This window comes from Roseibium sp., assembly GCF_965229775.1.
Classification (GTDB): domain Bacteria; phylum Pseudomonadota; class Alphaproteobacteria; order Rhizobiales; family Stappiaceae; genus Roseibium.
The window spans coordinates 3,550,838-3,563,836 of sequence record NZ_OZ245929.1; the positions used below are offsets into that span (position 1 = coordinate 3,550,838).

The following is a 12,999-nucleotide window of genomic DNA, read 5'->3' on the forward strand; positions in this document are numbered from 1 at the left end:
TCGAGAGTGCAACGCGGACCGCCTGCAACCCGTGAACAGAAGGAGATCATTTTCCCCCATTTTTCCCCCACTAAACTGGGGGGTCACGACCTGTTCACGGTCTAAACGTGTTGAAACAACCTGAAACGACCGAAACGTGAACGCGATAGATGGCGGATTTCTGCGGATTTTCTGGTGCTGCCGGAGAGATTTGAACTCTCGACCTCTCCCTTACCAAGGGAGTGCTCTACCCCTGAGCTACGGCAGCGTTTGGGCCTGTTTGAAAGTGCCCGGCGTCGGATCGGCTTTCGAGAAAGCGGCGGGTTCGGACGCAAGTTGCTGTTCCGGCCAGCGGTGCTGCCCGGAATGAGGGCGCTTTTGCCACAAGAGCACCGGGGACGCAAGCTGTGTTTTCGTTTTTTTTGGTGGACACTTGTGGAGTTTCTGAGGAAGCTTCGCGCGCCCTTGCCGGAGCTTGATCTTGGTCCGGACAGGGGCTGAAAGACCGGCTTTGAAAAACGGTGCGCGGGACGTGCGGTGGAGCTGCGGAGATTGCAGCGGGGCGGTCGATGCAGAGGACGGCGCCGGGCTTATGAAACCGGAAAAGAAAGAGATTGCGAGCCCGAACATGAGCAGGAAAGACGATAAGCGTCAGATGCTTGACAAGCAGCCGGGAGAGCGCGGCGACAGCGCGGCAGGGCCGGGCAAGGCCAAGGCGGCTCTGTCCAAGGAAGAGCGTCTCGCGGAAGCCTTGCGGGCAAACCTGCGCCGCAGGAAGACGGCTGCAAAATCGCGCAAGGCCGACTGAGAATTCCGGGCAAAACCGGGGTCAGGTTTTTGCCTGCCATGAAATGGCCCGAAGACGGACGTAGCGCTGCCTTGCGCGGGCCGCAACTTGTGTGTAGACCGCAAGTCAGTAGTGCATGTCTTCAAATGGGACGGCCGTTGTGATGGGCGGCCGGATGCGGGGTTTCATATGGATAGCATCAAGGTCGTCGGCGGCGCCGAGCTGAACGGTATCATTCCGATCTCGGGAGCAAAGAATGCAACGCTGCCCCTGATGATCGCCTCGCTGCTGACGGACGAAACCCTGACGCTGTCCAATGTGCCGCGGTTGCGCGACGTCGCGCAGCTCATGCAGATCCTTTCCAATCACGGGGTCGACTATTCCGTCAACGGCAAGCGCAGCGGTCAGAACGATCTCGCTGGCCAGACCCTGAACCTGACAGCCCGCGAAATCGTCGATACGACGGCGCCGTATGAACTTGTCTCGAAAATGCGGGCAAGCTTCTGGGTGATCGGTCCGCTGGTCGCGCGCATGCGCGAGGCGCGGGTGTCGCTGCCGGGCGGCTGTGCCATCGGCACGCGCCCGGTCGACTTCTTCATTGACGGGCTGGCGGCGCTCGGCGCCGACATCGAGATCGAGGGCGGCTATGTGGTCGTCAGCGCACCGGGAGGCCTGAAGGGCGCCCGTGTCGAATTCCCCAAGGTATCCGTCGGAGCGACCCACACGATCATGATGGCGGCGACGCTCGCCGACGGCGAGACGGAACTGGTCAACGCCGCCCGTGAGCCCGAAGTGGCCGATCTTGCCAATTGCCTGAAGGCGATGGGCGCGAAGATCGAGGGCGCGGGAACATCCACTATCCGGATCCAGGGCGTTCCCCGGCTACACGGCGCGCATCATGCCGTGGTGCCCGACCGGATCGAAACCGGCACCTACGCCATGGCGGTCGCGATGACCGGCGGCGACGTTCTGCTGCAGGGCGCGCGGTCCGACCTCCTGGAAAGCGCACTCGACACATTGCGGCAGGCCGGGGCGGACATCACCCAGACCGACGAGGGTCTCAAGGTCTATCGCAACGGCAACGGCATTCAGCCGGTCGACGTCACTACAGAACCGTTCCCCGGTTTTCCGACGGACCTTCAGGCTCAGTTCATGGCGCTGATGACCAAGGCGGGCGGCACAAGCCGGGTCACCGAAACCATCTTCGAAAACCGCTTCATGCACGTGCAGGAGCTTGCCCGGCTTGGTGCCCAGATCCAGGTCGATGGCCGGACGGCCACGATCGACGGGGTCTCCGAACTGCGCGGCGCGCCGGTCATGGCGACGGACCTCAGAGCGTCCGTCTCGCTCGTGATTGCCGGCCTGGCCGCCGAAGGCGAAACCACCGTAAACAGGGTCTACCATCTGGATCGCGGCTTCGAGCGGCTTGAAGACAAGCTGACCCGCTGCGGCGCGCAGATCGAGCGCATTTCAGGTTAGATCACCAATCCGGCCGTGGTGCCGGCAAATCCATGGTTCCCGATTCACTCCGCTTTCCGGCGTTCGATCACCCTGCCTCTGGTCGTGAAGGACGGTCCCGGGCCGCCGCTGCCGCTGGTCATGATCGCCTCGGCGATCGGACTGAGCGCAGGCGACCCGGAGGTCCACTCGACGATGAAATTCGCCCCGACGCCGCCGCTGGTGTCGTTGATGGGTATGAGCACCGTTTTCGACTGGAAGGGCGCCAGTTCCAAAGGCGATTCGAGCAGGCTGCGCAACACTTGGCCGTCCTCGCCATGATAATCGACCCGCGTCAGCGTGATGGCTGTATCGGGATCGACATTGTGAACGGCAAGCGTGGCGGCAAGCAGGTCGGAGCGCTGCGGATAGGAAAAGATCCGTGAATAGGCCGGTACGTAGATGCTTTCGCCAAGAACCTTTTCGCTCATGTCCTGTGCCTGACCGGCCGGTGCCAGAAGAAAACAAAGCGCTAGATAGAGAGCCGGGAACCTGAGATGCATGGGTATCCGCTACGATGTTGAAGTGCAAAGACCCGGCCACTGTCCGGGATGCTAAGGTTGATTGCAAGCTCGGCCGCGAAGCGTCGGGGCATCGACGCTCTGCACCGGTGACCGCCGGAGCGAGCATGACAAAGGCAAGGGGAGGGCGCAATGGGCGCACAGACAGTCCGGTTTCTGATCCAGATAGGATTCGCCTTTGCCGGAATGCTGGCCGTCGTTGTCGTGCCGCCGCCCTTCGGCCCGACGCTCGGGTTTTTCCTGCTCGTCTTCGGGCTCTGGCTGGGGCGGCGCGTGTTCAAGCGGCGCGCAACGTTGCAGGAAACCAAGGACGACCTGCGTCAACGCGTTGATGAGGGGCCCTGAGGCCATGGCAGCCGTCATTCGTGCGTTGCAAAATTCTTGAATCCGCATTAGGTCAACATTCTTGGGATGCGGCAGAACCCCACCTATATGCGGACTGCCCGAAAACGAACGAACGGATCAGAATTCAGACCGCCATGGATCAACTGAAACTTGCCGCCCTCGACCAGGAAGATCTTGAAGTTCTTTCCGCACATATCCAGGACGCCGTCCTGACCGTTGCCGATATCCGCTTTCTCCCGAAAGAGAAAAAGGCGGTGTTCGTGATGAATCGTTTCGTCTGGGACAAGAAGGCGGACAAGCGGAGCAGGGAGCATGAACGGCGCCGGTCCGCACTCGCGTTCACTCAGGTCACCAACATGAAGGCCCAGAACATCCGCCAGGATGCGAAAGGTCTTGTTCTGGAGTTGCTCGCGGTCACCTTCGAGGCAGGCGAAGACCCCTCCGGTACGATCCAGCTTGCCTTTGCAGGCGGTTCGAGCATTGCCCTTCAAGTCGAATGTATCGAGGCCCAGCTGTCCGATCTCGGTGCCGCGTGGGCAACCCCCAATCTGCCGCAACATGATCTGAGCTGATTGACGCCGCCGGCTCCGGCCGGCGCCGGATGCCGAAAGGGCGTCAGCACTGACACCGTAAAACCATGATGGAGCCACGCGTGGTCCACCGCCTGAACAAATCCGAAGCCGGTTTCGAAGCAAGGTTCGAAGAGCTTCTGTCTTCCAAGCGCGAGGTCTCGGAGGACGTTGATCTTGTCGTGAGGGACATCATCGACGCGGTCCGCAGGAACGGCGACACGGCCGTCCTGGAGTACACGGCGAAATTCGACAGGCTCGACGCGGGTGACATGGCGGCGCTGACAGTCTCCGAAGAGGAGATCGACAGGGCCGTCAGCGAGGTTCCTGCCGAAACGCTGGAAGCCCTGCAGCTCGCGCATGACCGGATCAGCGCGCATCATTCACGCCAGATGCCGCAGGACGACCGTTACCGGGACGCGCTCGGAGTGGAGCTCGGATCCCTCTGGACGGCCATCGAGGCTGTCGGCGTCTACGTGCCGGGCGGTCTTGCGAGCTATCCGAGTTCGGTTCTCATGAATGTCGTTCCGGCACGGGTCGCAGGCGTTGAACGCATCGTCATGGTCGTGCCGAGCCCCGACGGGGTTCTGAATCCGCTTGTTCTGGCGGCGGCAAAGGTCGCGGGCGTCACGGAAATTTACCGGATCGGCGGCGCGCAGGCGATTGCCGCGCTCGCCTTCGGGACGGAGACCATCGCCCCTGTCGCCAAGATTGTCGGTCCGGGAAATGCCTATGTTGCTGCCGCAAAGCGGCGTGTTTTCGGAACGGTCGGCATCGACATGATCGCCGGACCGTCCGAGGTCCTGATCGTCGCCGACGAAGGCAACAACCCGGACTGGATCGCCGCGGATCTGCTTGCGCAGGCCGAACACGACACGGCCGCCCAGTCAATCCTGATCACCGACAGCGAAGATCTGGCGCTGCAGGTGGTAGAAGCGGTCGAGGCGCAGCTCAGGACCTTGCCGCGCGAAGAGGTCGCCAGGGCGAGTTGGCAGGATTTCGGTGCGGTCATCGTGGTTGAAGACCTTGCGGCTGCAATGCCGCTTGCCAACCGGATCGCACCCGAACATCTTGAACTCGCCGTTGCCGATCCGGAAGCTCTGTTGAAGAAGGTCCGCAACGCGGGCGCGGTTTTTCTGGGGCATTACACCCCCGAAGCGATCGGGGATTATGTCGGCGGCTCCAATCACGTGCTGCCGACGGCGCGGTCCGCGCGGTTTTCCTCAGGTCTTTCCGTATTGGAATTTGTCAAACGCACCTCGATCCTGAAGTGTAATGCGGATAATCTGCGGGCGCTTGGCCCGGCAGCCATCACGCTGGGTGAATCTGAGGGCTTGTCGGCGCACGCGCGCTCTGTTTCCATCAGGTTGAACATGTAATCGGGAGCAAAGAGGTTTCTCGCCCATGAGCGATACGCAACCGGACACCAGCTCGCAATCCGCCGGAGGGCGGTTGGTCGATGTTGTGCTGGACGAGGCCTCGATCGCGCGCTCGACACCGGAAGTGGAGCACGACCGGGCCGTTGCGATCTACGACCTCATCGAGGAAAACAGCTTCCAGCCCGTCGGACACCCGGCGACGAAATATGTTCTCAATCTTGCCGTGGTCGAAAAGCGGCTGGTCTTTCGGATCAAGACGGAAGACGAGCGGGATGTGGTCACGCATGTGCTTTCTCTCTCGCCGCTGCGCAAGATCGTCAAGGACTACGACCTGATCTGCGAGAGCTACTACGAGGCCATACGTCATGCGACACCCAGTCAGATCGAGGCGATCGACATGGGCCGCAGGGGTGTTCACAATGAAGGATCGACGATCCTGATGGAGCGCCTGGAAGGCAAGATCGAGGTGGACATGCAAACGGCAAGACGATTGTTCACGCTCGTTTATGCCCTCCACTGGAAGGGCTGACACAGGTGACCGGGCCGGGCCTCCGTCCGACTGCGGTTCTGTTTGCCTGCGGGATGAATTCCGTTCGCTCTCCCATGGCCGAAGCCCTGACGCAGAAATTGTTTCCGGGACAGATTTACGTGCGCTCCGCTGGCGTGCGCGAGGGCAAGACCGACCCCTTCGTGGATGCCGTCATGTCGGAAATGGGCATCGACATGAGCCGGCATCAGCCCAAGACGTTCGAGGATCTGGACGAATCCGGCTTCGACCTGATCGTGTCGCTTGCACCGGAAGCCCACCACAAGGCGCTTGAAATGACCCGGACCGAGGCCGTGGACGTGGAATACTGGCCGACCCTGGACCCGACACTGGCAACCGGAAGCCGCGAGCAGATCCTGAATGAATACCGTGCCGTACGCGATCAGCTGATGATGCGCATCAAGAAAAGGCTCGACTGGTCACCGACCGCCGCGGACTGAATTTCTTTTTTGTAAGGATCGGAAAGAAAGGTTCACTTTCGCCCGCTAATCCGTTAGTTTCCCCGGCACCCGCGGGCCGGGCCCGCTTTAATCAGGATATCAAATGGCCAAAGAAGAAGCTCTGGAGTTTCCGGGCGTCGTGACGGAACTGTTGCCCAATGCCACGTTCCGCGTAAAACTGGAAAACGATCACGAGATCATCGCCCACACGGCAGGGCGCATGCGCAAGAACCGCATCCGCGTTCTGGCGGGGGACAAGGTTCTCGTTGAAATGACCCCTTACGATCTTACCAAGGGGCGGATCACCTACCGCTTCAAATAGCGGGTTCGCACTGTGATGCCGGCTGCAAGGTTCTTTCCCACATGACCGATGCTCCTCAGCTTATTCTGGCTTCCGCATCTCCGCGCCGCCTCGCGCTGCTCCAGCAGATCGGTCTTGATCCCGATCATCTCATGCCGGCCGACATCGACGAAGCTCCCAGAAAGCACGAAACGCCACGCTCGCTTGCGCTGAGACTTGCCCGGACAAAAGCGGAAACGGTCCGCCAGTCCGCGGATGCCCTGCAGGAAACACAGGGCGGCCTCGTGCTCGCCGCGGATACGGTTGTCGCGGTCGGACGGCGCGCCTTGCCCAAGGCGGAACTGACCGAGCAGGCGCTCATGTGCCTGTCGATGCTTTCGGGCAGGGGGCACCGGGTATTCACCGGGGTTGCCGTCGCCGAGGCGAATGGCAAGGTGCGCTCCAAGCTGGTCGAGACACGCATTCGCTTCAAACGCTTGTCGCGCAAGGATGTCGATGATTACATTGCATCCGGGGAATGGCGCGGCAAGGCCGGGGGCTATGCCATCCAGGGCCTGGCAGGCAGTTTCGTGGTCAAGCTAGTGGGATCCTATCCCTCGGTGGTCGGATTGCCGCTGGTCGAGACCGTCAACCTGTTGACGGCCGCCGGGTATCCGGTGCACCAGGGATGGGCGACCGCTGCCGCCTGATGCGCGCCCGGATGTCCGGGCAACACGACGAGGCACAAATCAGTGAGTGATGACAAGACATCCGCGCGCCGCATGCGCCCATGTCCGATCTGTTCGAAGCTGTCAACGCGGGAGGACTATCCTTTCTGCTCCGACAGGTGCGCGAAGGTCGATCTGAACCGCTGGTTCACCGAGGGCTACACGATCCCGGTCGTGGAAACCGACGACATCGACGAAAGCAACTTTCCGGACGAGTGACCCTTTCTTGCTTGGACTGGTGCCGACGGTTCGGTTTTTGCTGAAAGGACCGCAACTGCACCTTTTGCGGTGGCAAGCGCTATGCCTTTCATTCTGCTGCAGAAATTATCTGGCTAAATTTATTTCCCACTTTCCGGCAAGACCGCTTGCGGTTGCAGGAAATCTGTTCGAAGATTTGGCTTCACCGGCCAGTCGGTCTCCAACTCCCGGTCATCGCAGACATTTCACGCCCGGGGCGCGAGGCTGCGGCATGGCGTTGGGGTGCGGGACGGAAGGGCGCAGGTGCCTCTGAGCAAACAAACAGAATCAAGGGCGAGGGTCCGATGAAGAACCGTTTTCTGATCGCTTCGGCGCTGTGTCTGTCGACAGCCCTGTCGACGGCGGCATATGCCGACTATTCACTTTCCATATTGCATCTGAACGATCTCCACTCACGCATTGAATCGATCAACAAGTACGATTCCACCTGCGGCGCCGAAGACGAGGCGGAAGGAAAGTGTTTCGGCGGTATCGCCCGGATCAAGACCATGCTCGATCAACGGCGCGCGGAGCTGGAGGCCGAGGGCAAGAATGTGATCGTCGTCGATGCGGGCGACCAGTTCCAGGGCTCACTCTTCTACACGACCTACAAGGGCGACGCCGCAGTGGAGTTTGCCAATGGCCTCGGTCTCGATGCCATGGTGGTCGGCAACCACGAGTTTGATGATGGCCCCGAGGTTCTGGCGAAATTCATCGACAAGGCCGAGTTTCCGGTCATTTCAGGCAACATCGATGTCAGTGCCGAACCGGCCTTGACGGGCAAGGTTCCGGGCATCGTCATCCTGGAGCGTGGTGGCGAGAAGATCGGCATTGTCTCGGCGCTCGCCGAAGACACGGCCGAAACCTCCTCGCCGGGCGAGAATGTCCGCTTCATCCGGGCCGAAGACTACCTGAAGGGTGCGGTCGAGGGTCTTGAAGCCGCCGGCATCAACAAGATCATTGCACTGACCCACATGGGCCTGTCACGCGACATGGAGATCGCGGCTGCGGTTCCCGGGATCGACGTGATTGTCGGAGGGCATTCGCACACGCTTCTGTCCAATACCCAGGAAAGGGCATCCGGCCCCTATCCGGTTCTGGTCAAGAATTCCGATGGCAACGAAGTGCCGATTGTCCAGGCCTATGCCTATGGCAAGTTCCTCGGTGAGCTGGACGTGACCTGGGACGATGACGGCAATCTCGTGAAGGCCGAAGGCGAGCCCATTCTGCTCGATGCCTCCGTGACGCCGGACGAGGGTTTTGCGGCCCGTGTCGCGGAGCTGGCGGCGCCGATCGAGGAACTGAAGGCCAAGGTCATCGGGTCGAGCGAAGGCGCGATCGACGGCGATCGCGGATCCTGCCGCGCCGGCGAGTGCCAGATGGGCAATCTCGTCGCCGACGCCATGCTCGACCGGGTGAAGGACCAGGGAGTCCAGATCGCGATCCAGAACGGCGGCGGCCTGCGCGCCTCCATTGACGGCGGTGAAGTCACCATGGGCGAAGTGCTGACCGTGCTGCCTTTCCAGAACACCCTGTCCACTTTTCAGCTGAAAGGATCGGACGTGGTGGCCGCACTGGAAAACGGTGTCTCCCAGGTCGAGGAGGGCGCCGGGCGCTTCCCGCAGGTCTCCGGTATCAAATATTCCTGGACCCGCAAGAAGGACCCGGGCGCGGGCCGTGTTCTGCTGGTGGAAGTCATGGAAGACGGCAACTGGGTGCCGCTTGACCCGGACAAGGTCTATGGCGTCGTGTCCAACAACTACATGCGCGGTGGTGGCGACGGCTACAAGGTCTTCGCCGAAAACGGCATGAATGCCTATGACTACGGCCCGGGCCTGGAAGTCGTCGTGGCAGATTATATCGCCGCAAAAGGCGGCTATGCGCCCTATACGGATGGCCGGATCGCCGAACAGTAGATCCGGGCCTCAACGGGAAACGGAAGCGCGCCGAAGGACGGCGCGCTTTTTTCATGTGGCCGCTACCCGCGATGTACCGCGCCAAGTCGGGATCCGGTCCTTTCCCCGGAATTTGTCGTCCCGGTTTGACGCCCAAGCGGCAAGACCGGGATCCGGTATCGCGAAACTCGGGATGTGAAACGAAGAAGGAGAAACAAGTGGCTACTTGTTGCCGGCCTTCCGCTGCGCTGCAGCCGGAATGACAAGTTCATTGACTGGAAATCGCCTCAATGGATCATTTGCGGGTTAAACCGGGCGGCGGTGGATCAAGTCTGGCAATGACCGACGGATGGGGTGCAATTTTCCGGTCCCTGTCCCCGACACGGCCTCATCCTGAAGAAGGTCGAAGCCCCGTCTCAAAGGGTACCGGAGTATGACGACTGTGCATATCAACGCCCCGTTTTTGGCGGCAGGAACCGGAAGCCTGGCAGGCACTGTGCCTGACTGCACCGGGCAGGGGCATCGGCTCAATCCGAGGCGTTGAATTCCAGCCGTGCGAACCGCTTCGATAGCTCGAAGAAAGATGAATTTTTTCAGCCCCTTGAAGTCTTTTTTGGCCACTTCATCCACATCGTCATCGAAGCTCAAAAAACTTTGCCGGAATGCTGGACAAGGTCTGAGCGAGCCTCTATAAGGACCGGGCTTTCAACGAACGGGGCTCCGCTCCACCTGCTTGCAAGCGCGCCCAGATAGCTCAGTTGGTAGAGCAGCGGATTGAAAATCCGCGTGTCGGTGGTTCGATTCCGCCTCTGGGCACCACTCATCTCATTAAAAAGTTGTTGAATTTTTCGCGCCGGATCAGTCGCACCTTTTTGGTTTGACGTTTTTTCCAGCAGGGTTTGACAGTTTTTGTTCGCCGCGTGTTCACTTCGCTCTCGAAAACGGTCCAAGGCCTGCCGCGAGAGTTTGCACAACGCGTCATAGCCTCGTGTGCCTGTGCAGCGTCCAGAATGGCCTTGAGAGGTTCAATTACACGTCAGTAAACAGGCGCGCCGGTCTTGGAACGAACGGTTGCGATGGCGCCATCCTTGTAAAAAGTCTTTGGCAGCATGAGGTCAAAAATCGACCAGCGGTCTCCGCGCTGAATTGGATGGAATTTGGGTCTCATTTGCATCGGCACTTTCGGACCAATATCCAACCAGAGCGTCGGCCGATTGAAGCTGCCCTCTCCACCTACGCAGCAGCGACGCTACGCAAGAACTGCTCAACCTCGGCCCGTAGACTGTCTGTTTTCTGGCTTAGCTCACCTGAAGCGCCGAGGACGAAGTTGGCGGAGCGGCTGGTCTGGGAGACGGCATCTGAAAGCCCGGACATGTTCTCCTTGACCGAGCCGGTGCCCTGCGCGGCACGCTGGACGTTGTCGGAGATTTCCGTTGTTGCCGCGCCTTGCTGCTCGACTGCGGTGGCGATCGTTCCGGTATACTCGTTGACCTCGGCCATGGTTGCCGTGATCTCCTCGATGGCGTGAACCGCTTCGTTTGTCGCGTCCTGGATCGCGGTGATTTGGCCGCCAATTTCGTCGGTTGCCTTCGACGTCTGAGTTGCAAGATCCTTGACTTCGGCGGCGACGACCGCGAAGCCCTTCCCGGCCTCACCCGCCCTGGCCGCCTCGATGGTGGCATTGAGAGCCAGCAGGTTGGTCTGTTCGGCGATCGCCTGGATGAGGCTGACCACCTCGCCGATCTTGCCTGCGGCTTCAGAGAGCCCGTGGACCTTTTCGCTGGTGACCTGCGTACCCTTTGTGGCGCGGTTGACGACCTCGGCGGTTTGGCCGACCTGGCGGGTGATCTCGTCGATCGAGGCGGCAAGTTCCTCCGCGGCGCTCGCAACGGTTTGGACGTTCTGCGACGCCTCGTCTGTCGCGCCAAAGGTGCTTTCTGCAAGCTCGGAGCTTTGCGCGGCAACGGCGGTCAACTCTTCCGCCGTCCGGTCAAGCGTCCCAGCGGTTTCACCGACGGAACCGAGCACATTGGTAACTGTCTCGCGGAATGAGGCGATCAGGGCCTCGACCCGTTCGCGACGCTGGTCGCGATCCTGCGTTTCGGTCTCCTTGTCGGCCTCGAGCTGCTTGCGGGCGATCATGCCGGTCTTGAAGCGGTCGATGGTGCGCGCCAGCTGGCCGAGTTCGTCGACCCGCTCCTGGCCGGTCGGCTGCACGGAGAGGTCGCCCTCGGAGAGCGCATCCATGATGCCGGTCATGGAGCGCAACGGCTTCAGGTAGTGGAAGAAGATGACACCGATCGCGATTGCGACAAAAAGGAAGCCTGCGACAAGGGCGGCGGCGATCTGCAACACCGCCATACCGGCGGTCGACACGCCGGCTGACTGAGTTGTCTGCACGCTTGACTGGATCGCCGTCGAGATTGCGTTCAACGTTGCGTTTATGTTGGCGCGCTGGTTGTCGAGGCCCGCCGAGGCTTCCAGAAGGGCGGCGATGTCCGTTGGTACCAGGGCCTCGATCTGTTTCAGCTTCGTGACGACTCCGTCAAGGCCTTCCTGCAAGCTTGGCAGGATTGCCGTTTCGCCGTGCGCCTGTTCCATGCGGATGACCACCTGGCGCAGGGCGCCGGTCACGCCTGCCGCTGTCTCTTCGTCGGCGCTCTGGACAAGACCGCGCAGCGCCAACTGGGCATCGCTTGCCCCGGTCAGCGCCTTGCCGACATGGGTGGCCGCAACACCGATGCCCAAAACAACCTTCTGGTGCTTGGCCATCTTTTCGCTGGTTTCCGTCACGGCGTCGAGCGATACGGCCTTCAGCATGTTCATGGCGTTCTGCAGCCGGGCCATTGCCTCGGCTGCCCGTGCGGATGCCGTTGGCGCGGCACTGTCAGCGGAAATCGTTCCGAGATCAGCGAAAGCTGCGATGGCCTCGGCGTAGACAGGTTTGGCTGCCGGTGACTTTGCCTTGAAGCGCATGCTTTTCAGCTGCTTGTCGATCACTTTCAGTTCCGTGTCGCCGGGGAAGACCGCCGGGGACGCTGACAAGCCTGTTTCGACCGCTGCGAGGCCGTCCAGGATGCCGGTGATGGAGGTGCCCAGCAGCGCTGCCTTGGTGACCGGACCCTCGATTGTGAGCCGTCGATCCTTTAGCTCCTGTTCCATTTGGTCGAAAGAGGTGTTCGCCTCCACAGCCATCCTGGCGACATCCGTAATTTCAGCAGTGAGTTTTACGATTGCGCCGTTTCTTGCCTTGCGCGTTGCGTCATAGGCGCGCATTTCTTCGCCAAGAGCTTCCAACTTGTCGGTTACCGTTGTCAGTTCCTGTCGCACCTTATCGAGATCGGCGTGACCGGCGGTCTCTTCGACGAACTTTTTCTTTTCATCGATCATCGCGGCGAGGTCTGAAAGCCCCGCACCGTCCGGGGCAGCCATGAAGCTCTCCGAGCGGACGGTGATGGTCCGAAGCGCCTCGGCGAGTGCCGTCGAACTGCCCGCGGTGTTGATGTGTCCTTTAAGTGTGGTCGTCGAATAGATGCCCGCACCTCCGACAAGGATGGTCGCAAGCAGGATCAAACCGAAGGAAACTCCAACGAGGACTGAAGAGTTGAAACGGGAAAGGAAGGTGCGCATTGAGGGTGGTCCCAGTTTTTCGGCCACTCATGCTTACGTGCACCTCATAAATTAAGAGTTAAATCAAAATGTTCGATGGTTCTTGGCCTTCCCGTAAAATAGCGAAATTTACTTGCAGATGACTTGCTTGGTTGGTTGAACCGATCCTCATGAGGAACAGCACTT

The 12,999-nt window shown here is 60.6% G+C and carries 13 protein-coding genes and 2 tRNA genes; 12 read left to right on the forward strand and 3 right to left on the reverse strand.

The annotated features are described in order from the left end of the window. Positions 1-172: 172 nt before the first annotated feature. A tRNA-Thr gene (locus ACO07N_RS16025) sits at positions 173-247 on the reverse strand. 360 nt (positions 248-607) lie between these two features. Between ACO07N_RS16025 and ACO07N_RS16030 the strand changes: the two genes are divergently transcribed. Together ACO07N_RS16030 and murA are read left to right on the forward strand one after the other, a co-directional pair. After that, positions 608-787: a hypothetical protein gene (locus ACO07N_RS16030; RefSeq protein ID WP_421981980.1), complete on the forward strand. Its 180-nt coding sequence runs from the start codon at positions 608-610 to the stop codon at positions 785-787. A 168-nt stretch (positions 788-955) separates the two neighbouring features. Next, the gene (gene murA / locus ACO07N_RS16035; RefSeq protein ID WP_421981981.1) at positions 956-2,245 is read left to right on the forward strand and encodes a UDP-N-acetylglucosamine 1-carboxyvinyltransferase; all 1,290 of its coding nucleotides are present in this window, start codon (positions 956-958) and stop codon (positions 2,243-2,245) included. 44 nt (positions 2,246-2,289) lie between these two features. On the opposite strand, the gene ACO07N_RS16040 is transcribed toward murA, so the two are convergent. Then, a complete protein-coding gene (locus ACO07N_RS16040) occupies positions 2,290-2,766 on the reverse strand; it encodes a DUF3124 domain-containing protein (protein ID WP_421981982.1) in 477 nt (158 codons plus the stop codon). Between the two features lie 150 nt (positions 2,767-2,916). Between ACO07N_RS16040 and ACO07N_RS16045 the strand changes: the two genes are divergently transcribed. The 10 genes from ACO07N_RS16045 to ACO07N_RS16090 all read left to right on the forward strand — a co-directional run bounded on the left by ACO07N_RS16045 (position 2,917) and on the right by ACO07N_RS16090 (position 10,023). Then, on the forward strand, positions 2,917-3,129 hold the full coding sequence (locus ACO07N_RS16045) for a hypothetical protein (protein ID WP_421981983.1): 213 nt from the start codon (positions 2,917-2,919) through the stop codon (positions 3,127-3,129). 134 nt (positions 3,130-3,263) lie between these two features. Next, complete coding sequence (locus tag ACO07N_RS16050; RefSeq protein ID WP_421981984.1) at positions 3,264-3,701, forward strand: DUF2948 family protein; 438 nt, start codon at positions 3,264-3,266, stop codon at positions 3,699-3,701. 80 nt (positions 3,702-3,781) lie between these two features. Beyond that, positions 3,782-5,077 (forward strand): histidinol dehydrogenase, encoded by a 1,296-nt coding sequence (hisD, locus tag ACO07N_RS16055; protein WP_421981985.1) that lies wholly within the window; start codon positions 3,782-3,784, stop codon positions 5,075-5,077. 25 nt (positions 5,078-5,102) lie between these two features. Then, positions 5,103-5,606: a UPF0262 family protein gene (locus tag ACO07N_RS16060; protein WP_421981986.1), complete on the forward strand. Its 504-nt coding sequence runs from the start codon at positions 5,103-5,105 to the stop codon at positions 5,604-5,606. Positions 5,607-5,611: 5 nt separating this feature from the next. Next, a complete protein-coding gene (locus ACO07N_RS16065) occupies positions 5,612-6,064 on the forward strand; it encodes a low molecular weight phosphatase family protein (protein ID WP_421981987.1) in 453 nt (150 codons plus the stop codon). 103 nt (positions 6,065-6,167) lie between these two features. Further along, a complete protein-coding gene (gene infA, locus ACO07N_RS16070) occupies positions 6,168-6,386 on the forward strand; it encodes a translation initiation factor IF-1 (RefSeq protein ID WP_006939340.1) in 219 nt (72 codons plus the stop codon). Between the two features lie 41 nt (positions 6,387-6,427). Further along, on the forward strand, positions 6,428-7,054 hold the full coding sequence (locus ACO07N_RS16075) for a Maf family nucleotide pyrophosphatase (protein WP_421981988.1): 627 nt from the start codon (positions 6,428-6,430) through the stop codon (positions 7,052-7,054). A 42-nt stretch (positions 7,055-7,096) separates the two neighbouring features. Further along, on the forward strand, positions 7,097-7,291 hold the full coding sequence (yacG, locus tag ACO07N_RS16080; RefSeq protein ID WP_421981989.1) for a DNA gyrase inhibitor YacG: 195 nt from the start codon (positions 7,097-7,099) through the stop codon (positions 7,289-7,291). A 323-nt stretch (positions 7,292-7,614) separates the two neighbouring features. Further along, positions 7,615-9,225: a bifunctional metallophosphatase/5'-nucleotidase gene (locus ACO07N_RS16085; RefSeq protein ID WP_421981990.1), complete on the forward strand. Its 1,611-nt coding sequence runs from the start codon at positions 7,615-7,617 to the stop codon at positions 9,223-9,225. A 722-nt stretch (positions 9,226-9,947) separates the two neighbouring features. Beyond that, positions 9,948-10,023, forward strand: a tRNA-Phe gene (locus tag ACO07N_RS16090). A 414-nt stretch (positions 10,024-10,437) separates the two neighbouring features. Here the strand turns inward: ACO07N_RS16090 and ACO07N_RS16095 are convergent. Beyond that, the gene (locus ACO07N_RS16095) at positions 10,438-12,834 is read right to left on the reverse strand and encodes a methyl-accepting chemotaxis protein (RefSeq protein WP_421981991.1); all 2,397 of its coding nucleotides are present in this window, start codon (positions 12,832-12,834) and stop codon (positions 10,438-10,440) included. Between the last annotated feature and the right edge of the window lie 165 nt (positions 12,835-12,999).